We start from the raw sequence: 21,410 nt of genomic DNA, 5'->3' as shown, positions 1-21,410 counted from the left end.
ACTGCCGCGCATCGTTGCGATCACCGCCTTTTTGTCGCCTGGCTGAACGATGGTCCGCCTCTTGCTGCGGACCCTTGTCCTGCCGTTGCCTCCAACCCCGCCTGCCAATGGCATCCATGTCCGATAACGCTACCTTGCCGATCTCCGCAAACGCCCCACGCCGCCAGCCGGCGCTTGCCAGCGCACGCGCCGCGCGCCTGGGCAGGTGGTTGTGCGGTGGCATGCTGGCAGTCTGCGCGGTGGCCGCGCATGCGTTCGATTTCGAGACCGTGGCGGCGCGGGCACACCAGCTGGCCGCGAGCCCTTACAAGGCACCGGCGCAAAACCTGCCGCGCGAGTTGCGCGAGCTGTCCTACGAGCGCTATCGCGAGATCGAGTACAAGCCCGAGCGCTTTCAGTGGCGCAATGCCAAGCTGCCTTTCGAGCTGTCCTTCTTCCATGAAGGCACGGTGTTCGACCAGCCGGTGCGCATCAACGAGGTGGTCAGTGGCAGCGCGCGCGAGATCCGCTTCGATCCTGCAGCGTTCAACTATGGTCCGCACAAGGTCGACGCCGCCAAGCTCAAGACGCTCGGCTTCGCTGGCTTTCGCGTGCTGTATCCGCTGAACCAGGCCAAGGGCAAGGACGAAGTGGTGTCCTTCCTCGGCGCGAGCTATTTCCGCGCGCTCGGCAAGGACCAGTGGTACGGCCTGTCGGCACGCGGGCTGGCGGTGGACACTGCGCTCAACTCGGGCGAGGAGTTTCCGCGCTTCGTCGAGTACTGGATCGAGCGMCCGTCGCCGGCTGACAAGCAGTTGACCATCTACGCGCTGATGGATTCGCGCCGCATGAGCGGCGCCTACCGCATCGTCATCCGCCCGGGCGCGGAGACCGCGATGGAGGTGAAGTCGCGGCTGTTTCTGCGCGAGAACGTCACCAAGCTCGGCCTGGCGCCGCTGACCAGCATGTTCCTGTTCGGCGAGAACCAGCCCTCGCCGGTGCCCGACTACCGGCCCGAGGTGCATGACTCCGACGGCCTCTCGGTGCAGCTCGGCACCGGCGAATGGGTGTGGCGCCCGCTGGGCAATCCCAAGCGTTTGCTGGTGACATCGTTTGCCGCCACCAATCCGCAGGGCTTCGGGCTGATGCAGCGCGACCGCGAATTCAGCAGCTACCAGGAGATCGGCGCATGGTACGAGCGGCGCCCGAGCGCTTGGGTCGAGCCCAAGGGCAACTGGGGCTCGGGCCGGGTGGAGCTGGTGCAGATCCCTACGCCCGACGAGACCAATGACAACATCGTGGCCTACTGGGTGCCCGACAACCCGCCCAAGCCCAGGCAACCTTTCGATTTCGAGTACCGCCTGCTGTGGCAGAAGGACGGCGAAAAACTGCCGCCGCTGTCGTGGGTGACACAAACGCGGCGAGGCCAGGGCCTGAGCCGCAAGCAGGACGACACCAGTTTTTCGCTGGTCGTCGATTTCGAAGGCCCTGCCTTCAAGAAACTGGCCGCCGACACCCGCATCGATCCGGTGATCTCGGCCGACAGCAACGGGGAGCTGCTGAACACTTCGACGCAGCGCAATGATGCAACCGGCKGCTGGCGCATGACGATGATCGTGCGTCGCAAGGACGAGAACAAGCCGGTCGAATTGCGCGGMTATCTTCGCAACGGCAATACAACCCTATCCGAGACGTGGAGCTACATCTTACCCCCAGGCTGAAGCGGCGCGCCGCCCCGGCGGCGGCATGCGAGCGCTATCTCGATCGCGTGCCGGTCTCGCCAGACCAGCGCCGCGAGCTGCTTAACAACATTACGGTCAGCGACAGCGCCGACACGGAGTCGGCCATGAACTTGCTGCAACGCCAACTCACCGCCAGGGACGGCGCTCAGCCGCCGGCTGGCGGCACCGCCTACGCATCGGTCGGGCGCCGCCTCAATCTCGCCTACGGCGCGCCGCAGGCCGCCGGCGAACCGCTGATCCAGCGCCATGACGACGGCACCGTGCATATCGATACGGGCCCGGCGCCCGAGCGTGCCTCGATGGTGCCGCGCGCATGGCCGCCGCATATCGTCACCGGTTTCCTGCGCAACCTGGGCCGCCGCATGCTCGGCCGCCCGCCGGTGCCGGAAACCTGGGACACCCTGCATGACGGCCCCGATGCCGAAGGCAAGTGGCACCCCGCCGGTGCGCACCGCCGCTGGGTGTTGCTCGGCCTGGTCACCGGGCAGACCGCGCTGGCGACGTATTTCATGACGAAGGTGCTGCCATACCACGGCACCGACCCGCTGGAGATCGCCGTGCTGGCGCTCTTCGCCATCCTGTTCTCGTGGGTGTCGGCCGGCTTCTGGACCGCCATGATGGGCTTCCTGGTGCTGGCCAAGGGCGGCGACCGCCACCTGATCTCGCGCTCGGCGGCGCAGGCGGGCCCGATCGCCGAGGAGGCGCGCACCGCGGTCATCATGCCGATCTGCAACGAGGACGTGAACCGCGTGTTCGCCGGCCTGCGCGCCACCTATGAATCGATGGAGCGCACCGGCGAGCTGGCGCGCTTCGATTTCTTCGTGCTGTCGGACAGCGGCAACCCCGACCTGCGCGCCGCGGAGACCGACGCGTGGATGGAAACCTGCCGCGCGGTCAATGGCTTCGGCCGGATCTTCTATCGCTGGCGCCGTCACCGCGTCAAGCGCAAGACCGGCAACGTGGCGGACTTCTGCCGGCGCTGGGGCAGCGCCTACCGTTATATGGTGGTGCTCGACGCCGACAGCGTGATGAGCGGCGAGTGCCTGAGCACGCTGGTCAAGCTGATGGAAAGCAACCCGGGCGCGGGCATCATCCAGACTGCCCCGCTCGCGGTGGGGCGCGAGACCATGTATGCGCGCGTGCAGCAATTCTCCACGCGCGTATACGGTCCGCTGTTTACCGCCGGCCTGCACTACTGGCAGCTTGGCGAGTCGCATTACTGGGGCCACAACGCCATCATCCGCATCCAGCCCTTCATGGAGCATTGCGCGCTGGCGCCGCTGCCGGGCAAGGGGCCGCTGGCGGGCGAGATCCTTTCGCACGATTTCGTCGAAGCCGCGCTGATGCGCCGCGCTGGCTGGGGGGTATGGATCGCGTACGACCTGGAAGGCTCCTACGAGGAGCTGCCACCCAATCTGCTCGACGAGGTCAAGCGCGACCGCCGCTGGTGCCAGGGCAACCTGATGAACTTCCGCCTGTGGATGAAGCAGGGCTTCCACGCAGTGCACCGCGCGGTATTCCTCACCGGCGTGATGGCCTACCTCTCGGCGCCGCTGTGGTTCTTGTTCCTGGTGCTGTCGACCATCATGCTGGCCAAGCACGCGCTGGTGCCGCCCGAGTATTTCACCCAGCAGTACCAGTTGTTMCCGACCTGGCCGGAGTGGCATCCGGAGAAGGCGCTCGCGCTGTTCTCRGCCACCGCCACGCTGCTGTTCCTGCCCAAGGTGGCAAGCATCGTGCTGCTGATGAAAGATGCGCGCAACTATGGCGGGCCGGTGCGGCTGGTGCTGTCGATGCTGATCGAGGTGCTGATGTCGGCCTTGCTGGCGCCGGTACGCATGCTGTTCCATACCAAGTTCGTGGTGGCGGCCTACAGCKGCTGGGGCATTACGTGGAAGTCGCCCCCGCGCGAAGATGCCGAAACCACCTGGGGCGAGGCATTCCGCCGTCACGGCCTGCATACCTTGCTCGGCCTCGCATGGGGCGGGCTGGTGCTGTGGCTGGATCCGAACTTCGTCTGGTGGCTGTTGCCGATCGTCGGCGCGCTGGCGTTCTCGATCCCGCTGTCCGTGCTGCTGTCGCGCGTGTCGCTCGGCCGCGCGCTGCGCCGCGCCAGGCTGTTCGTCACGCCCGAGGAAGCCAGGCCGCCGMGTGAGATGGTGGCGATGCAGGAGCACGTCGAAGCCGCCGGCGAGCCGCCGGCCTTTATCGATGCCGTGGTCGACCCGGTCACCAATGCGCTGATGTGTGCCACGGCCACGTCCCGCCTGATCCAGCCGGAAGCCACCAAGAGCGAGCGTGCCGCGCTGGTGCAGCAGGCCCTGACGGGCGGCCCCGACGAACTCAGCGCCGCGCAGAAGCACTTGTTGCTGGGCGATCCGTTCGCGCTGGCCAGGCTGCATGAGCTGGTATGGGGATCCGCGCTGGCGCACGCGCGCTGGAAGGAAACGCGCATCCTGCCGCGGCGCGCGGCCAATGTGGTGCCGCTGCGGCCGCGCCTGGCCTGATTCATCGCACGCCCTGGCATGCCGGCACCCTGCGGGGTGCCGGTTTTTTTTGCTCCGCGGATTCGGGGGGAGAGGAGCGTCGCCTAGCGCAATGCCGAGGCGCAGATCGGGGAGTTGATATAGACGTCGCCCACGCGGCGTTCGCTGCGTTCGTTGCGGGTCATGTAGCGGAACATCATGCTCACGCCCAGCTTAGTCAGGATTTCCACGTCGCGATTGGCGCAGATATTGCGCTGCAACGGCGCGGCATAGCTGAGCTCGAAGCTGGCGAGATCCAGCATCGGGCCGCGGTACTTGGTGAGTTCCAGCTGAAAGAGTACGTGTTTGCCGGGCACCGACTGGCAGCGGCGCAGGCGTGTTTCGCCGTCGATCTCGATGGGCAGCGCGTCGTTGAGCTGGCGGCAGGCGCGCGCCAGGATATTGTCCGGGCGCGCCGTGTTGCGCAGCAGTTCGGGCACGCCGGMCGCGCCGGTGTTCTGGCCGGTGGCCGCGCCCTTGAGCATCTGCGCCAGCGCTTCGGCCTCGTCAGGCGCCGCCGGGGCGGACGCGGCCKACACGGCGGCCTTGGCCGGCGCCGGCACCGGAGCTGGGGCCGCGTGCGCGCACGGCAAGCTGCCCGCGCCGGCAGCCAGGGTCAGTAAAGCGGAAAGCAGAGCGTATCTTGTTCTCATGCAGGAAAACGTTGCCGGAAACCGTGCCGGTGAGCGGGCTTCCGCGGTGCGTCGGGCTGCTTGACCGTCCGCCCCGGGCGGCCGACAGGGTGGCATTGTACCCTTGGCCCCGCTGGCGTTGAAAGCGGCACCCCGCGAACCGCGGGCGCGGGCCCGCATCATCCACGCTTGCCGCGCCGAATACGCAGCTTGTTACGGTATGCAACAATTACGTCTTTCGCCTCGCCTTGCGTGTCTCGCTTGCCCCTGGCCCTGCCGCTGCCGGCGCGCTTGCTAGTTCCTCTGGATGTCCSGATGACCCGTTCCACCCGMGCACCCCAGTCCGCGCGTTTTCCACTCTGGCTCCTGGTATGCGCTTCGCTGACAGCACTGGCGCCGCTGTCCATCGATATGTACTTGCCGAGTTTCCCCGCGCTGGCGGGCGATCTCGGCGTGGACATCGGCCGCGTGCAGCTGACGCTGGGCACGTTCCTGGTCGGGCTGGCAGTGGGGCAGGCCTTCTATGGTCCGATCAGCGATMGCTTCGGCCGCAAGCCGCCGCTCTACGTCGGGCTGCTGGTGTACGCTGCCGCGGCGGCCGGCTGCGCCCTCGCGCGGGATGTCGAAGCGCTGATGCTGTGGCGCTTCCTGCAKGCGCTGGGCGGCTGCGCCGGCATGGTGATGGCGCGCGCGGTCATCCGCGACCGGCTCGAAGCCCATGAATCCGCGCGGGCCTTTTCCTCGCTGATGCTGGTCATGGGCCTGGCGCCGATCCTGGCGCCGGTCATCGGCGGCGCCGTGCTCGGGGCGTTCGGCTGGCGCGCCATMTTCTGGCTGCTCTGCGGCAGCAGCCTGGCGATCCTGCTGGTGGTCCACCGCTATATGGAGGAATCGCTCGACCACGCCAGCGCCATGCCGCTGCGCCTCGGGCATGTGCTTTCCAACTACGCCCAGTTGCTGCGCKACCGCAGCTTCGTGGGCTATTCGCTGTCGGCCGGCTGCGGGCAGGCTGGCATGTTCGCGTATATCGCGGGGTCGCCGTTCGTGCTGATCGAGTTGCATGGCATCGCGCCCTCTCATTACGGCTTCGTGTTTGGTGCCAATGCGCTGGGCCTGATCGCAATGTCGCAGCTCAATGCGMGCCTGGCGCGCACCCGCCCGMTCGACCACGTGCTGCGTGCCGCGCTGGTGGCGCCGTGCGCGGCTGGCGTGCTGCTGGCCGCGGCGGCGCTGGCGGGCATGGCATCGCTGCCGGTGCTCCTGGCGGGCTTTTTCGTGTTTATCGCCAGCCTGGGCTGCATCCTGCCGAATGCCTCGGCGCTCGCCATGGCCCAGCAAGGGCACCGGGCCGGCACGGCCTCCGCGATGATGGGCACGCTGCAGTTTTCGCTGGGCACGCTCGCCGGCGCCGCGGTCAGCCTCTGGCGCGATGGCAGCGCGCTGCCGCTCGCGGTGGTCATGGCCGTATGCGGCGTCGGGGCCGTGGGCATGCGCATGGTCGGGCGCGCCGGCATGCAGGCGCAGCGCCACGCGTGAGCCGCGCCAGCGTGCCGGAGCACGGTCAGGCTGCGGCGTTGCTGCTGCCTTGCTGCAGGACCACCAGCTGGGCCGGCATCGGCGCGGCGTAGCCCGCCTCGCCAAAGCACTCGCGCATGAGGCGGTTGGTGTCGAAATACACCTGCCAGTAGTGATCGGTATGGCAGTAGGGGCGCACGGCCAGGACCGGCCCCACCAGGGTGAACTCGAGGATCTCGACGTCGGGCGCGGGTTCGGCCAGCACGTTCGGCAACGCGGCGATGCGTTCCTTGAGCAGGGCAATGGCAGCRGCCGTATCGGTGCTGCCGGACAGCTGGGCCTTCAGCTCKACACGACGGTAGGCGTTGGCGCTGAAGTTCTGGATGGTGTCGGCGAAGATCTTGTTGTTGCCGACCACCGTCAGCACGTTGTCGGGCGTGTCCATGGTGGTGGCGAACAGGCCGATCTCCCTGACAGTGCCTGTCACCCCGGCCACCGTGACGAAATCGCCCACCTTGAATGGCCGCAGCACCACCAGGAAAGCGCCCGCGGCAAAATTGGCCATCAGCCCCGACCACGCCATCCCGACGGCGATGCCGGCCGCTGCGATCAGCGCGGCGAAGGTGGTGGTCTGGATGCCGAAATAGCCGAGGATGCCGATCACCAGCACCACGTTCAGCGTGACCGTGACGATGGATCCGACATAGCGCAGCAGCGTCGGATCGACCTTCTGCTTGGACAACGAGCCCTGGACCAGGCGTACCACGACATGGATCAGCCAGCGGCCGATCACCCAGAAGGCGAGGGCGGCAAGGATCTTGACCCCGAATTCGGTCGCATAGGCGACCACGACATCCTGGAGCTTCTGCAGCGTTGTGGCATCCATCGCGTTCTCCCTTGCTGGCTCTTGCAGGTTCACAAGCAACGAACATCATGCAGCGGATGCCCGGGCGCGGCGAGGGCGTGACGCGGGGGCGGTCAAGGCATTATTGCTTTGCCGCGAGCGGAAGTTCAAGCACAAAATCGCGCGGCACGGCGGGCCTGGCTGGCCCGGCGTGCCGCGGCGGGAGCGGCGGGAGCGGCAGGCGGCTGCCTTGCCGCGTCGATCTACCAGTTGGTTTCGCGCTCCGGCGTGGCCGAGATGCGATGCAGGGACAGGTCGGCGCCGTTGTATTCGGATTCGGCATCCAGCCGGATGCCGACCACCTTCTTCAGYGTGCCATAGACCACGGTGCCACCCACGAGGGCGATGACAATGCCCAGCAGGGTGCCGATCGCCTGCGCGCCCAGCGAAACCCCGCCGATGCCGCCCAGCGCCTGCGCACCGAAGATGCCGGCGGCAATGCCGCCCCACGCGCCGCACAGGCCGTGCAGCGGCCACACGCCCAGCACATCGTCGATGTGCCATTTGTTCTGGGCCAGCGTAAACAGATAGACGAACAGCACGCCGGCCACGCCGCCGGTCACCAGCGCGCCCAGCGGGTGCATCAGATCCGAGCCCGCGCACACCGCCACCAGCCCGGCGAGCGGCCCGTTATAGGCGAAGCCGGGATCGTTGCGGCCGGCCGCCCAGGCGGCYAGCGTGCCGCCGGCCATGGCCATCAGGGAGTTGATGGCGACCAGTCCGCTGATCTTGTCGACGGTCTGCGCGCTCATGACGTTGAAGCCGAACCAGCCCACCGCCAGCACCCACGCGCCCAGCGCCAGGAACGGGATATTGGAGGGCGGGTGTGCGCTGATGCGGCCATMTTTCTGGTAGCGGCCGCGGCGCGCGCCGAGCAGCAGGATGGCCGGCAACGCGATCCAGCCGCCCATGGCATGGACCACGACGGAGCCGGCGAAGTCGTGGAAGGGCGCGCCGGCGACCGAGGCGATCCAGTCCTGCACGCCGAAGCGGTTGTTCCAGGCGATGCCTTMGAAGAAGGGGTAGACCAGGCCGACCAGGACGAAGGTCGCCACCAGTTGGGGATTGAAGCGCGAACGCTCCGCGATGCCGCCCGAGATAATCGCCGGGATGGYCGCGGCGAATGTCGCCAGGAAGAAGAATTTCACCAGCTCATAACCGCTTCTTTGCGCCAGCGTCTGGGCGCTGGCGAGAAATTCGACCCCATAAGCTACCGTATAGCCGATAAAGAAATAGGCGATCGTGGAAATCGCAAAATCCACCAGGATCTTGACCAGTGCATTGACCTGGTTCTTCTTGCGTACGGTGCCTAGCTCAAGAAAGGCAAAGCCCGCATGCATGGCAAGCACCATGATCGCCCCCAGCAGGATGAACAGGGCGTCGGTGCCGCTCTTCCAATTGTCCATACATTCCTCATGCTCAAAATGGGAGCACKRGTATGCAAWATCCGTTCCAGTTTGAGCCAGGACGGTGCGAAAATTGCACCGAGTTGGTGGATCACGCACCGGATTGTCGCGCGCGGCCTGCCCGGAGCCCACGCGCCCCGGCGAGCGTGCAGCCGGGAAGCGGCGGATGACACGGCGGCGTGCGCCCGCGCCGCGCGTTCTGCTTGCGCCAATATGAGGCAATGCCTTGTTTTGGGGCGAAACATCTCACTTTGTATGCACCAAAAAGAGCGGTGTTACCATATTGGTGCAAAAAGCTGGCKAGCAGGATGGCCGGCGCAATGGCCGGCGCAATCGCAAGCCGAATCGCAGGCCGAATCACAAGCGCAATCGACTAACGCAATCGACTAGCGCAATCGACTAGCGCAATCGACTAGCGAAATCGCGGGCGCAAGACGCAGAGAATGTTCTGAACCCTCCGTCGTGCATGCGCACAGAGCGGCGCTTTGCCGTTGGCCGCGGGTGTCGGCAAATGCCAGGATCGCCGCGGGGCATCGCGGTCCTGCGCGCGTACGCATGTTCGATTTCCCGATACCGCCAGCAGCCGCATTTGAAAGCCCGGAAAAGGGGGGGTAAATTCCCCGCAAAGGCGCTTGACTCAAGGATTTGCGGCTTTTTTCGTTGCATTGGTGCCACTGGGGATTGCCCAATGCGTAAAGCGCAGATTAGACTGCGCCGATCGGTGATTTGCCGCGTGGCAGACACTCCGATGACGACGACCAACAAGGGAAATCAGCCATGAATAAAGGTGAACTGGTATCTGCCATCGCCGCTGACGCGGAACTGAGCAATGCTGCAGCAGAGCGCGCGCTGAATGCTGCTCTGGACAACATTAAGAAGGCGGTTGCCAAGGGTGATTCGGTAACGCTGGTGGGTTTCGGCAGCTTCGGCTCGGGCAAGCGCGCTGCGCGCACCGGCCGCAATCCGCGCACCGGCGAGACCATCAAGATTCCGGCCGCCAAGACGGTCAAGTTTTCCGCCGGCCAAGGCTTCAAGGACGCTGTGAACAAGAAGAAGTAAGCAGTTCGCGTCTGCAGCGCCATTGAAATGAGAAGGCGGCCTCGAAGGCCGCTTTTTTATTGTCCCGGCCGGCTGTCCGGGGCGCCTCCAGGCACGGCGCGGCGGCCGTTCCGGGTTACACTGCCGATCGTCGGCGCMGGCCCTCCGGCTGGCCTTCGCKGATCCGCCCGGCAGTTTCGAAAACCCGGATTTTCATCATGAATGACCTGTCCCACCAGCTTTCCATGACCGTGTTGATGACACCGGACATGGCCAACTTCTCCGGCAACGTGCACGGCGGCACCATCCTCAAGTACCTCGACATGGTCGCGTACGCCTGCGCCAGCCGCTACGCCGGGCGCTATGTGGTGACGCTCTCGGTCGACCAGGTGGTGTTCCGCCAGCCCATCCATGTGGGCGAACTGGTGACCTTCCTGTCGGCGRTCAACTTTACCGGCCGCAGCTCCATGGAAATCGGCATCAAGGTCATCACCGAGAACATCCGCAGCAAGCTGGTGCGCCATACCAATAGCTGTTACTTCACCATGGTGGCGGTAGACGACAATGGTGCGCCGGCCGAAGTCCCGCCGCTGCAGCCGCGCGACGAGGTGGAGCGCCAGCGCTTCGCCGCCGCGCAGCTGCGCCGCCAGCTGCGCCAGGAAATGGAAAAGCGCCATGACGAAATCACCGGCGCGGTGTCCTGAGGTGGAGGGAGCCGGCGTGCGTACCATGACGACCCGCCTGGCGGGCCGCGTTGCGCTGGCCGTGCCGGTCTTGCTGGCGGCGCTGCTGGCCCTGCCGGCGGCGCATGCCGAGGAAATCGGCAGCGTCAGCACGAACTTCCGCATGACGGGCTCGGACAAGGTGGTGATCGAAGCCTATGACGACCCGGAGGTGCAGGGCGTGACCTGCTACGTTTCCCGCGCGCGTACCGGGGGCATCAAGGGCTCGCTCGGCATGGCGGAAGACCCGCCCGAGGCGTCGATCGCCTGCCGCCAGGTCGGGCCGATCAGCTTCAAGGGCCCGCTGCGCCAGCAGGACAATGTGTTCTCCGAGCGCATGTCGATCCTGTTCAAGGCCCTGCACGTGGTGCGCACGGTCGACCGCAAGCGCAACACGCTGGTCTACCTGACGTATTCCGACCGCATCGTTTCCGGCAGCCCTCAGAACAGCGTGACGGCGGTGCCGGTGGCGGCGGACACGCCGATCCCAGTCAAATAGGCGCCCGACGAACACATCCCCCGCTTACCGCCGGCAAGCATTCCTATCCCGCCGACCGGGCACGCCAGCCAGCCCGTGGCAGATCCCATTATTTTTTCGGAGAACAGCATGAGTGAGCAAGGCAAGGTTGCACTGGTGACGGGCGCGGCCCGCGGCATCGGCAAGGCAGTGGCCCAGGCGCTGCTGTTGGCGGGCTACCGCGTGGTGTTTGCCGGCCGTACCGCCGAGCCGCTKGAAGTCCTGGCCGCGCAGGCGCGCGCCGCGGGCCATACGGCGCTGGCKGTGCAGTGCGACGTGAGCGATCCGGCATCGGTGGACGGGCTGTTCGGGAAGATTCGCGAGGAATTCGGCCGSCTCGACGTGCTGTTCAACAAYGCCGGCATCAACGCGCCGGCGGTATCCATCGACGAGCTGTCGGTGGAGCAGTGGCTGGCCGTGGTCAACACCAACCTCACCGGGGTGTTCCTGTGCTCGCGCGCCGCTTTCGCGCTGATGAAGTCGCAGAGCCCGCGCGGCGGCCGCATCATCAACAACGGCTCCATCTCCGCGCACGCGCCGCGSCCSAACACGGTGCCSTAYACGGCKACSAAGCACGCCATCACSGGSCTGACCAAGAGCCTSTCGCTSGAYGGCCGCGCCTACGACATCGCCTGCGGCCAGATCGACATCGGCAACGCCGCTACCGACATGGCATCGCGCATGGCCCGCGGCGTGCCGCAGGCCAACGGCGAGATCGCGCCGGAACCGCTGATGGATGTGGCCCACGTGGCCAGCTCGGTGGTCCACATGGCCAACCTGCCGCTCGACGCCAACGTGCAGTTCATGACCGTGATGGCCACCAAGATGCCCTTCGTCGGGCGCGGCTGATCTCGTCCGGCCAGGGTACGGCCTGCCGCCAGGCTACTTGCCGCCCAGCGCCTCGCGCTCGGCCGCGCAGTCGCCGGCGGGCTTGAGTCCCCTGGCGCGGACGTCGGCAAGCTCTGCCTTGGCCGCGACCAGGTCGGCGCGGAAGAGCGKATCGGCATGCAACCGCGCCACGGTGGCCGCGCCCATGATGCGGCCCTGCATGGCGTCGCTTTGCCAGTGCACATTGCAGACCAGCCGGCTCTGGCCGTACGCCAGGCCGCGCGCGAGGATGGCATCGGACTGCTGCGGCGAAGTCTCCGCCAGGATCAGCGCCCACGCCCAGCCAATGGCGTTGTGCCCGGACGGGTAGGAACCGTCCTTGACCAGCTTGGGTTCTTCATCCGGTGTACAGGTTGGCTCGTGGTTGACCATGAACGGTCGCGGCCGCACGTATTTGTCCTTGACGCCGTAGGTCGACAGACCTGCGTCGGCCAGTGTGCGGCGCAGCAGCAGGTAGAGCCGCGGCGTCTGCTCCTGCGACACCGGCGCATCCAGCGCGCAGGAAAAGATCTGCGCTGCCCGGGGGAATCCGAKGTTGGCGTCGACGGCGGCCTGGCGCCAGCGCGCGGTGCCGCGCAGGGCCACGCTGGCGCGGGCGGTCTCGTCGTCCATTGCCTGGGCGGCGGAGCCCGGCGCGGGCGGCGGCGGCACCAGCTGCAGGCTGTCGGGGCGCGCCTCGGCCGGCAGGTAGCCGGCCAGGATACCCGGGCGGATCTCCGGCACCGGGGCGGCAGCGCTGCCCTGGCCCTGGCCGGCACAGCCGGCCGCGAGCAGTGCGGCGGCCAGGACCGGCAGCGCCGCGCGGCATGTGGATGATGGATGGCGATGCATCGGCATGGTCTCCCGTGGTGCGGTCGTGATTGTCAGGCCGCGGCGTCGAGCATCTTGCGCAGCGTCGATTTCAATATCTTGCCATTGGCATTGCGCGGCAGCATCTCCGGGCAGAACACGATCCGCACCGGCACCTTGAAGGCGGCCAGCCGCTCGCCCACGAAGGCCTGCAGTTCCGCTTCCGTGACCTCGGCCCCGGGCTTGAGCGCGACCACKGCGGCCGGCTCCTCGCCCAGCGTGCGGTGGGCAATGCCGACCAGCGCCGCGTCCATCACCGCCGGGTGGTCGTAGAGCGTGCTCTCGACCTCGATGCAGTAGATGTTCTCGCCGCCACGGATCAGCATGTCCTTCATGCGGTCGACGATATACAGGAAACCATCGTCGTCAAGCCGCGCGATGTCGCCCGTCTTGAGCCAGCCGTCGATGAATGTCTGCGCGGTGGCTTCGGGCTTGTTCCAGTAGCCGCGCACCACGTTGGCCCCGCGCACCATCAACTCGCCGGTCTCGCCGACGGGCAGGCTGCGCCCGCGTCCGTCGACGATCTTCATCTCGCCGATCGGCAGCGCCGGGCCGCCGCTTTCCGGCCGCGCCACGTATTCCTCCCCGCTATGGCTGGTGAAGGTGGCCGAGGTCTCGGTCATGCCCCAGCCGATGCCGGGCGCGGAATGCGGGAACACTTCGGTGATGCGGCGGACCAGTTCGGCCGAGGCGGGCGCGCCGCCGTAGTTCATGTTCTCGAGCGAGGACAGGTCGAAGCGCGCGCGCTCCGGATGCTCGATGATCTGCCACGCGATGGTGGGTACGCCGCCAGCGGCCGTGCAGCGCTCGCGCTCGATCAGTTCCATGGCGCGCACCGGTTCCCAGCGGCGCATCAGGACGATCTTGGTGCCGTTGGCCAGCGCGCCATTGAGCACCGCCATGCAGCCGGTGACGTGAAAGAAGGGCACCGCCAGCAGCATGCCTTTTTGCGGCGCCTCCGGATCCGGCGCGGGAATGGCTTCGCCGCGCCGCAGGTAGTTGCGGATCGGGCTGAACAGGCCGGCTACCGCCACCGTGGCCGAATTACGGTGAGTACCCAGCGCGCCCTTGGGTTTGCCGGTGGTACCGGAGGTGTAGAAAATGGTGGCGTCGTCGTCGGGCTCGATGCCGATGTCCGGCACGGGCAGCGCGGGCAGGCCAGCCCACTGGTCCGGGGTGCCGACCAGGCTCTCCAACGCGGCGATACGCGTGTCGCCGTGCGTGTCGCCGTGCGCGGCGCCGCCGGCACGGCCGACGTAGATCCGTTCGACCGCGGGGCAGCCCGGCAAATGCTCCAGGATACGGCCCAGGCGCTCGGCGTCGACGAAGGCAATCTTGCTGCCGGAATCGGCCAGGCCATATTCCAGCTCGGCGCCGGTCCACCATGCGTTGAGCGGCGTGATGATGGCGCCGGCCAGCAATGCGCCGTAGAAGATCACCGGCCACTCCGGCAGGTTGCGCATGGCCAGCGCCACGCGGTCGCCCTTGCGCACGCCGTCGCGGATCAGCGCGTGAGCAACGGTCAGCGCGGCGCGGCCGAACGCGTCATACGACACGCGTTCGTCCTCATACACCACGAAGATCTTGTCGCCCAGCGCGCAGGCTTGCAGGAACAGCTCGCGCAGCGTGGGCGGCGCGTTCTTGAAGACGGTGGTGGGAATGCCGCGGATGACGCGCGTCTCGGTTTCGAATGGAGCGCCGGGCGCGGTKAGGCGGGCATGCGCCTCGGCCAKGCTGATGGCCGGCCAGGACGTAGCTGCTTGCGATTGGTTCGACATCGGTGCCTCCCTGACTGCATGGCAGGATGGACCCCGCCCGGGCGCACCGGCGCCTGGGAAGGCGCCTCACGCCGGGAGCGGGAGCCCGGATGGGAACAGCGGGAACAGCGGGAACAGCTTGGGCAGCGCGCAAGGCGGGAACGGGCGTTCCCGCGCGGATCAGATCGTCACGCCGCCGTCCACCACCATGGCCTGGCCGGTCATGAAGGTGCTGGCCGCGGAGGCCAGGAACACCGCGGCGCCGGCGATCTCCACCGGCTCGCCGATGCGGCGCAGCGGGGCGCCCTGCGTGGATTGCTTGTAGCGCTCCGGGTCTTCCCACAGCGCGCGCGCGAAATCGGTCCTGATCAGGCCCGGGGCGATGCAGTTGACGCGCACATTGTGCGGGCCGAATTCCACCGCCAGGTTGCGCGCGAGCTGGAAGTCGGCTGCCTTCGACACGTTGTACACGCCGATGGTGGGCGAGCCGCGCAGGCCGCCGATGGACGACACGATGATGATGGAGCCGTCGCGGCGCTCGATCATCTGCGGCGCCACCATCTGGATCAGCCAGTGGTTGGAGATGACGTTGTTGTCCAGCACCTTGCGGAACTGCTCGTMGGTGACGCCGCTCATGGGCCCGTAGTAGGGATTGGAGGCGGCATTGCAGACCAGCACGTCGACCTTGCCGAAGGTGCGGTTGGTCTCGTCGACCAGGCGCTGCAGGTCTTCCTTGGAGGAAATATTGGCCGGCACGGCGATCGCGGTGCCGGCGCCATGCTTGGCGTTGATGGCGTCGACGACTTCCTGGCAGGCTTCGGCCTTGCGCGAGGAAATCACCACCTTGGCGCCCTGTACCGCCATCTGTTCCGCGATGGCGCGGCCGATGCCGCGAGAAGAGCCGGTGACGATGGCAACCTTGCCGGTCAGGTCGAACAATGACATGCGTGTCTCCTGGTTTCCATGTCCTCGCCGAGCGGGACTGGATGTTTTGTAAAGGGTGCTATCGGATCAGGGAATGCGCGGCAGGCGCAACCGGCTTGCCGCCAGGCACTGCCCGATGTTACCGCCCGGTACATTATGGTTGGGCGCCACCGGCCAGTCCACACGCAAATCGGCCGCCGCCCTGGCTTATCAGTGTTTTTTCTTTTGGCAATTCATGCGGTGCATGACGGTGTTCTGCACTGCGGGAGAAGGTATGCTGGCGTCGCTGCGGCGGGCAAGTCAGCCCGTCMCGACATAGGGGTATACGCTTTATGCTTTGGCAGGTCAGGAACACCGGCGTCACGCTGCTCGGCGCCATCCACGTACTCGACGCGCCGCTATCGGCCCTGGACCCGGCCGCCGAGCAGGCCTATCGTTCGGCCGCGCGCGTGGTCTTCGAAGTGGCGATGGATCGCGCGCCGGATGCCGGTGCGGCCTATTTCCCGCCGGGGGACAGTCTCGGCCGGCACCTTGCGCCCGCCGTCCTCGAGCAGGTGCGAAGGCTGTGGGAGAGCTTCGGCCTGCCTGTCGCCGAGCTGGAGCGCCTGCGCCCGGTATTCGCGGCGATGCACCTGCAGTTCGCGCTGGCGGCGCGGCACGGTATCGTCGCGCAGCACGGCGTGGACCGCCACCTGTGGGCGCGCGCGCTGGCGGACGGGCTTGCCAGCGACGCGCTGGAGGATGCCAGCGACGCACTGCGCCTGCTGCAGGGCGTCCCGCTGGACGAACAGGTCGACATGCTTTCATGCTTCGCCGGACAGCCGGATCTGGCTGCCGCCGAGCCGGTCGACATGGTGCGCTGGTGGCGGCTGGGGCAGGCCGGGCCGTTCGCAACGCTGCTGGCGCAGCGCCGCGCGCAGTGGCCGGTCACGCTCGCTGCCCTCGTCGACGAACGCAACCGGCTGTGGATGCCAAAGATCCTGGCGCTGATCGCGGACCGTGAGCCGACCCTGGTGGTGGTCGGCGCCCTGCATCTGGTCGGCGAGACCGGCTTGCCGGCGCTGCTTGCGCACGCGGGATTCGATGTGCAGCCCTTGCGCGCCTGAGCGGTAGCCGCTCAGTCCGCGCGCTGCGCCTGCAGCAGCGCGGGCAGGATCGCCTTGAGCGCCTGCGCGTCGGCGTGTTCCAGCGCAAGGCCGAAGCGCTCGGCCAGCACCTCGATGATCTTGTCAGGCGAATCCAGCCGCTGCCGGTKGACGCTGCCATCCGTCGCGCGCACGGCGAATTCGTCGTTCAGCAGCGTCATCCGCGTATCGACCTGCGAGCGCGCCACGCACAGTGCCTGGCGGAAAAGGCTGTCCGGATGGGTCGAGGTGTACCAGTTGCGCGCTTCGTAATCGATGGCCTGCTGCGGCGACAGGTCGAAGCGGTAGATACGGAACCAGCCGTCCGCGCCGCGCACTTCCATGTCGTAGAGGTGGAAGGCGGCGCTGGCGGAATCGTCGACCAGATTCAGCCGGTAGGGGAATGCCGGATCGGCATCGCCGGCGGGCGGCAGGGGCAGCGCGCGATAGGGCGTGGGGCCACCGAATCCCGCATCCACGATATGGCTCAGGTGCGCGGCCTCCACGCGCAGCAGCATATGCGACTGCATGGTCGGCACGTCGTCCGGCACGTTCCAGCGCACGCGCGCCGCCAGCAGGGTGACGGCGTAGCCAAGGGCGCGCAGCGCCGCCGCCAGCAGGGTGTTGTGCTCGAAGCAGTAGCCGCCGCGGCGCCGCCCGACCAGCTTGTCGAAGACCGCGTCGACGCCGATCCGGACCGGGCGCTGCAGCAGCACGTCGATATTCTCGAAGGGGATGCGCGCCAGGTGTGCTGCGATCAGGCTGTCCAGTGCAGCGCGGTCGGCCGCCGCCGGCAGCGGGTGGCCGATGCGGTCGAGATAGGCTTGCAGGCGGGTCGCGTCCAGCGCATCTGGTGCGTCCGGCGTGTTCAGTGTGTCTGCTGCGGTCATGGTGACTCGATATGTTGGCGCCGGCCTCGGCCGCGCATCAGGACAATGCCAGCAGCGCCGGCACGTCGAGCAGCTCGATGTCGGCGTAATGCAGCCGCAGCATCCCGCGCGCCTCCAGCTCGCGCAACGCGTGGTTGACGGTMTGGCGCGACAGTCCGAGCATCTGGCCGAGCTGTTCCTGCGGAATGTGGACGGAGCGGCGCTCTACCCCGGGCAGGTCGCCGTAGGCCTGCGCCATCGCCACCAGCCGGCGCGCGGTGCGCGCCAGCGGCGGCAATACCTGGGTTTCTTCCACGTAATGAAAGGCCTCGCGCGTCTTGGCCGCCAGCAGCTTGCCGAACTCGCGCCACCATTGCGGATGCTGCGCCAGCATGGCGTAGAGCTTGTCGCGCTGCAGGTGCAGCACGGTGGCGGCGCTCGTGGCATGCGCATCATGGGTGCGCGCCAGGCCGTCGAACAGGCAGATCTCGCCGAACCAGGCGCCGGGTTCCAGCAGGCCGAGCAGGGCCGCCTTGCCCGCGGCGCTGTGGGCGTCGATCTGCAGCGTGCCGGAAAGCACGACGAAGATGCCGTCGAAGGCGTCGCCGCGCACGAACAACASCTGTCCGGCGGACAGCCTGCGGGTGACGGCGTCGCGCAGCAAGGCTTCCTGCATGGCCGGCGGCAGGCCCGCGAACCAGCTTCCCGCGCGCAGCACGTGCAGCGGCTCGGGTGCCGGCGCCTGCTGCGTACGTTGCGTTACGCCCATCATCGTCTCCTGTGTCGTCTTATGCGTGCTGCCGCTCCCAGTCGGTACGGGAGTGTCAAAAACCCGACAGACCGGCGTTTTGCTGCCCGATACCATACCGCCACATCGAGCCGCGTCACAAGCAGCGGCAGCCCCCACGCCGGCAGGAGACCCCCGTGAAAACACTGATCGACCACCTCGCGGCGTACGCGGCGTATCACCGCGACCCGCGCAATGTATTCACGCATTTTATCGGTATTCCCATGATCGTCCTGGCGGTCACCACCTTGCTGGCGCGCCCCGCCATGCCGCTGGGCGACGGCGCGGGCTACCTGACGCCGGCGATGGTGGTGTACGCGCTGTCGTGCCTGTTCTATCTGCGCCTGTCGGCCGGCTTCGGCGTGGCGATGACGCTGATCCTGGCGGGCTTCGTCTATGTCKGCGGCCTGCTGGCGGCGCTGTCCACCGGCGCCTGGCTGGCCTGGGGCGTCGGCTTGTTCGTGGTGGGCTGGGTGATCCAGTTCATCGGCCACTATTACGAAGGGCGCAAGCCCGCCTTCGTCGACGACCTGGCCGGCCTGCTGGTGGGGCCGCTCTTCCTGGTTGCCGAGGTGGCCTTTGCCATGGGCCTGGCGCGCGATACGCGCGAGGCGGTCAGCGCCCATGCGCACTGAGGCTGGGCCGACGTGCCCGTAGCTGCCTAGACGGCTTGCGCCAGCAGCCAGTCGCGCAATTGCAGGACCTTGTCGTCGGGCGCCAGCCCGCGCCGGTGCGCAAGGTAATAGGCCTTGCGGCTGTCGGCTTCCGCCGGCAGCGTGGCCAGCGGTACCACCAGGCGCCCCTGAGCCAGTTCTTCTGCAATCAGGATGCGCGGTATCAGGGCCACGCCGACCCCGGCCGCCGCCGCCTGCGCCAGCATGGTGTAGAGGTMATAGCGTGGGCCGCGCATGGCCTGCGCCGGCAAGGCCGCGCCCGCCGCTGCCAGCCAGTCGTCCCACGCGCGCAGGCGGGTGGTCAGGTGCAGTAGCGGCAGCTCCAGCATCTGCGCCAGCTCCAGCCGCTTGCGACGCCCCAGCAGCGCCGGGCTGCACACCGGCACCGAAGGGCCTTCCTGCAGGATGCGCTCGCCTTCGGTGCCAGGCCACAATCCCTCGCCGTAGTAGATCGCCGCATCGAAGGCGGTATCGCTGAGTTCGAACGCCTCGGTGCGCGCCGACAGGTGCAGCGTGAGGTMGGGGAGCGCGCGCGCCAGTTGCGGCAGGCGCGGGATCAGCCACTGGCTGGCGAAGGTGGGCCCGATCGCCAGCTCGATGGCGCGCCCGCGCGGGCGCTGCGCCATCACATCCAGCGTGACCTGCTCGATCTGGTCCAGCMGCTCGCGCACTTCCTCGGCGTAGGTGCCGCCGGCCGGCGTCAGCACGATGCGCTTGCGGATGCGGTGGAACAGCGGCACGCCAAGGCGCGCTTCCAGCCCGGCGATCTGCCGGCACACGGCGCTTTCGGTCACCGCGAGCTCGTCGGCTGCGCGCGTGAAGCTGCCCAGCCGTGCCGCGGCCTCGAACATCTGCAGTGCGGTGAGACTKGGAATGCCTTTGCGCATAGTGCGTTTTTGGAAGGAAGTTGGTGCGAAGTTATCAATTGTACGAAGTCCGGCGCGGTCTCACAATAAGCCCGCCGKGAAGCTACGTGCTCCCTCCATCCCCCGAAAACAAACGATTTCCAGCGTATCGACCATGACCAAGCCGAATCTGCAACGACTTCTCGAGACCATCTGCGGTGAAGCACAGGCAGCCGAGTTACTGCAATTGATGAATGTTTCGCCGGAGTTGCTGACGGCAGGCAGCGATACCGCCAGCCGCGCCGAAGTGGCGCAGGCCCTCAATATGGTGCTGTTCGCCGATATCCTGGAGCGCGTGCCGACCGGCATGGCCTATACCCGCGACGTGATCAAGGCCGGTGGCCAGGTGGTGTTCGACCACGGCGCGCTGCGCACGGTGAAATGGGATTGCGGCCGCCTGCCGGGCGGCGAGATTGCCTTTACCCGCATCCTGGGCCCGCTGGGCTACCGTCTCAACGGCACTTATCCGCTGGACCGTATCGGCATGACCGGCCGTTCCTACGCGCACGCCGACCTGCCGGACGATATCGCCCAGTACTTCCTCAGCGAACTGCACCCGGAGCGTTTCAGCGCAGGGTTCCAGGCTGCCGTGTCGCGCGTGGTATCCGATTCCGCCGACCCGCTCGGCGAGGACGCCGTGGTGCAGCTCGCCGTGCTCGAGCGCGACGCCTGCCTGCCGCTGGCCGACGCCGCGCGCCTGGTGCCGCAGCTTGCGGCGTGCTTCGCGCGCCACCACGCCGAACCTGCGCTGGCCGACTACGAGCTGCTGCTCAAGGAATCGGCCGAGATGGCCTKGATTTCCACCGAGGGCAACGCCTTTAACCACGCCACCGACCGCGTGGCCGACGTGCGCGCCGTGGCCGATACGCAGCGCGAGCTGGGTCGTCCCATCAAGGATKCGGTGGAGGTCTCGCGCTCGGGCCGCGTGCTGCAGACCGCGTTCAAGGCTGACCCGGTGGAGCGCGGCTTCGTCGGCGCGGACGGCGTGCGGGTCGGGCGCACCGTGCCGGGCTCGTTCTACGAGTTCATCACGCGCGATGTCGTGCCCGCCACGGCAAGCGCCGCGGCCACGCTGGACCTGTCCTTCGATGCCGGCAACGCGCAGGGCATCTTCAAGATGACCGCGGCCTGCTGAGCCCGGTACGCGCCMGCCTCAGGCCTGGCCCGCCGGCAGCCTGAGGCGGGCCAGCAGGCCGCCCAGTTCGCTGCGGCCCAGTTCCAGCCCGCCTTCGTAGAGGGCGGCCATCTCGCTGACGATGGCCAGCCCCAGGCCGCTGCCCGCGGCGGCTTCGTCCAGTCGGCCAAAGCGGGCCGTGGCCAGTTCGCGGGCTTGCTCCGGCATGCCGGGGCCATCGTCTTCCACCACCACGTCCAGCATGCCGGCGCGCTCCGCCAGCGTGACGCGCACGCGCGAGGTGGCCCACTGACAGGCGTTGTCGAGCAGGTTGCCGAGGATCTCGATCAGATCCTGGCGGTCGCCGGCGAAGTGCCCGCTGCCTTGTACTTCGATGGCAATCTCGCGCCCGGCGTGCAGGCGGGTCAGTGCGCGCGCCAGTTCGGCCGTGGCCGGGCCGGCCTCGATGCGCGCCCCGCGCGCGCTGGCGGCGCCAGCCGCGCGGGCGCGCGCCAGGTGACGGTCTACCTGGCGGCGCA

Annotated in this window: 20 protein-coding genes; 10 read left to right on the top strand and 10 right to left on the bottom strand. The window is 67.6% G+C overall.

Annotation, left to right across the window (positions count from 1 at the left end; genetic code table 11):
* Window positions 1-116 precede the first annotated feature (116 nt).
* Window positions 117-1,700: a glucan biosynthesis protein G gene (locus tag AC1DKV_RS33105; protein ID WP_477138982.1), complete on the top strand. Its 1,584-nt coding sequence runs from the start codon at window positions 117-119 to the stop codon at window positions 1,698-1,700.
* Entirely contained in the window at window positions 1,673-4,228 is a 2,556-nt protein-coding gene (mdoH, locus tag AC1DKV_RS33100; protein ID WP_477138981.1) for a glucans biosynthesis glucosyltransferase MdoH, read from the top strand. The genes AC1DKV_RS33105 and mdoH overlap by 28 nt, the downstream gene beginning before the upstream one ends.
* Window positions 4,229-4,311: 83 nt before the next feature.
* Here mdoH and AC1DKV_RS33095 read toward each other — a convergent pair whose 3' ends face one another.
* On the bottom strand, window positions 4,312-4,899 hold the full coding sequence (locus AC1DKV_RS33095) for a hypothetical protein (protein WP_477138980.1): 588 nt from the start codon (window positions 4,897-4,899) through the stop codon (window positions 4,312-4,314).
* 294 nt (window positions 4,900-5,193) lie between these two features.
* Here AC1DKV_RS33095 and AC1DKV_RS33090 point away from each other — a divergent pair, with 294 nt between their 5' ends.
* Window positions 5,194-6,414 (top strand): Bcr/CflA family multidrug efflux MFS transporter, encoded by a 1,221-nt coding sequence (locus AC1DKV_RS33090; protein WP_477138979.1) that lies wholly within the window; start codon window positions 5,194-5,196, stop codon window positions 6,412-6,414.
* 25 nt (window positions 6,415-6,439) lie between these two features.
* On the opposite strand, the gene AC1DKV_RS33085 is transcribed toward AC1DKV_RS33090, so the two are convergent.
* Entirely contained in the window at window positions 6,440-7,279 is an 840-nt protein-coding gene (locus AC1DKV_RS33085) for a mechanosensitive ion channel family protein (protein WP_441615171.1), read from the bottom strand.
* Window positions 7,280-7,500: 221 nt separating this feature from the next.
* Entirely contained in the window at window positions 7,501-8,703 is a 1,203-nt protein-coding gene (locus tag AC1DKV_RS33080) for an ammonium transporter (protein ID WP_477138978.1), read from the bottom strand.
* A gap of 777 nt (window positions 8,704-9,480) precedes the next feature.
* On the opposite strand from AC1DKV_RS33080, the gene AC1DKV_RS33075 reads away from it, so the two are divergent.
* From AC1DKV_RS33075 to AC1DKV_RS33060, 4 genes are all read left to right on the top strand, one after another.
* Window positions 9,481-9,762 (top strand): HU family DNA-binding protein, encoded by a 282-nt coding sequence (locus AC1DKV_RS33075; RefSeq protein ID WP_020202816.1) that lies wholly within the window; start codon window positions 9,481-9,483, stop codon window positions 9,760-9,762.
* Window positions 9,763-9,959: 197 nt separating this feature from the next.
* Window positions 9,960-10,445: an acyl-CoA thioesterase gene (locus AC1DKV_RS33070; protein WP_477138977.1), complete on the top strand. Its 486-nt coding sequence runs from the start codon at window positions 9,960-9,962 to the stop codon at window positions 10,443-10,445.
* 25 nt (window positions 10,446-10,470) lie between these two features.
* Window positions 10,471-10,962: a CreA family protein gene (locus tag AC1DKV_RS33065; RefSeq protein WP_441615418.1), complete on the top strand. Its 492-nt coding sequence runs from the start codon at window positions 10,471-10,473 to the stop codon at window positions 10,960-10,962.
* A 108-nt stretch (window positions 10,963-11,070) separates the two neighbouring features.
* Entirely contained in the window at window positions 11,071-11,829 is a 759-nt protein-coding gene (locus AC1DKV_RS33060) for an SDR family oxidoreductase (protein ID WP_441615177.1), read from the top strand.
* 33 nt (window positions 11,830-11,862) lie between these two features.
* Here the strand turns inward: AC1DKV_RS33060 and AC1DKV_RS33055 are convergent, their stop codons facing one another.
* The 3 genes from AC1DKV_RS33055 to AC1DKV_RS33045 all read right to left on the bottom strand — a co-directional run bounded on the left by AC1DKV_RS33055 (window position 11,863) and on the right by AC1DKV_RS33045 (window position 15,419).
* Window positions 11,863-12,699 (bottom strand): acid phosphatase, encoded by an 837-nt coding sequence (locus AC1DKV_RS33055; RefSeq protein WP_477138976.1) that lies wholly within the window; start codon window positions 12,697-12,699, stop codon window positions 11,863-11,865.
* Between the two features lie 32 nt (window positions 12,700-12,731).
* Entirely contained in the window at window positions 12,732-14,495 is a 1,764-nt protein-coding gene (locus AC1DKV_RS33050) for a class I adenylate-forming enzyme family protein (RefSeq protein ID WP_477138975.1), read from the bottom strand.
* 159 nt (window positions 14,496-14,654) lie between these two features.
* A complete protein-coding gene (locus AC1DKV_RS33045; protein WP_477138974.1) occupies window positions 14,655-15,419 on the bottom strand; it encodes an SDR family oxidoreductase in 765 nt (254 codons plus the stop codon).
* Between the two features lie 311 nt (window positions 15,420-15,730).
* Here AC1DKV_RS33045 and AC1DKV_RS33040 point away from each other — a divergent pair, with 311 nt between their 5' ends.
* Window positions 15,731-16,504, top strand: a complete 774-nt coding sequence (locus tag AC1DKV_RS33040; protein WP_441615185.1) for a TraB/GumN family protein — start codon at window positions 15,731-15,733, stop codon at window positions 16,502-16,504.
* An 11-nt stretch (window positions 16,505-16,515) separates the two neighbouring features.
* On the opposite strand, the gene AC1DKV_RS33035 is transcribed toward AC1DKV_RS33040, so the two are convergent.
* Window positions 16,516-17,412: an arylamine N-acetyltransferase family protein gene (locus AC1DKV_RS33035; protein ID WP_477138973.1), complete on the bottom strand. Its 897-nt coding sequence runs from the start codon at window positions 17,410-17,412 to the stop codon at window positions 16,516-16,518.
* A gap of 37 nt (window positions 17,413-17,449) precedes the next feature.
* Window positions 17,450-18,160, bottom strand: a complete 711-nt coding sequence (locus AC1DKV_RS33030) for a Crp/Fnr family transcriptional regulator (RefSeq protein ID WP_477138997.1) — start codon at window positions 18,158-18,160, stop codon at window positions 17,450-17,452.
* Between the two features lie 155 nt (window positions 18,161-18,315).
* On the opposite strand from AC1DKV_RS33030, the gene AC1DKV_RS33025 reads away from it, so the two are divergent.
* Window positions 18,316-18,813, top strand: a complete 498-nt coding sequence (locus AC1DKV_RS33025; RefSeq protein WP_477138972.1) for an Mpo1 family 2-hydroxy fatty acid dioxygenase — start codon at window positions 18,316-18,318, stop codon at window positions 18,811-18,813.
* 26 nt (window positions 18,814-18,839) lie between these two features.
* Here AC1DKV_RS33025 and AC1DKV_RS33020 read toward each other — a convergent pair whose 3' ends face one another.
* Window positions 18,840-19,739 (bottom strand): LysR substrate-binding domain-containing protein, encoded by a 900-nt coding sequence (locus tag AC1DKV_RS33020; protein WP_477138971.1) that lies wholly within the window; start codon window positions 19,737-19,739, stop codon window positions 18,840-18,842.
* Between the two features lie 133 nt (window positions 19,740-19,872).
* On the opposite strand from AC1DKV_RS33020, the gene AC1DKV_RS33015 reads away from it, so the two are divergent.
* Window positions 19,873-20,892 carry a 2-oxoadipate dioxygenase/decarboxylase family protein gene (locus AC1DKV_RS33015; protein WP_477138970.1) on the top strand — a complete coding sequence of 340 codons (1,020 nt, stop codon included), beginning with the start codon at window positions 19,873-19,875 and terminating at the stop codon, window positions 20,890-20,892.
* An 18-nt stretch (window positions 20,893-20,910) separates the two neighbouring features.
* On the opposite strand, the gene AC1DKV_RS33010 is transcribed toward AC1DKV_RS33015, so the two are convergent.
* Window positions 20,911-21,410, bottom strand: a 500-nt coding sequence (locus AC1DKV_RS33010; RefSeq protein WP_477138969.1) for an ATP-binding protein, incomplete at its 5' end; no start/stop codon positions are given.

It is taken from the genome of Cupriavidus sp. 05T41 (assembly GCF_056396525.1).
The sequence above is the reverse complement of the archived record's forward strand: the minus strand, read 5'-3'. Positions and strand labels throughout refer to the sequence as shown.

Coding starts and splice junctions, on each gene's coding strand:
- AC1DKV_RS33075 (WP_020202816.1), top strand. CDS start 9,481: ATGAATAAAGGTGAACTGGTATCTGCCATCGCCGCTGACGCGGAACTG.
- AC1DKV_RS33040 (WP_441615185.1), top strand. CDS start 15,731: ATGCTTTGGCAGGTCAGGAACACCGGCGTCACGCTGCTCGGCGCCATC.
- AC1DKV_RS33065 (WP_441615418.1), top strand. CDS start 10,471: ATGACGACCCGCCTGGCGGGCCGCGTTGCGCTGGCCGTGCCGGTCTTG.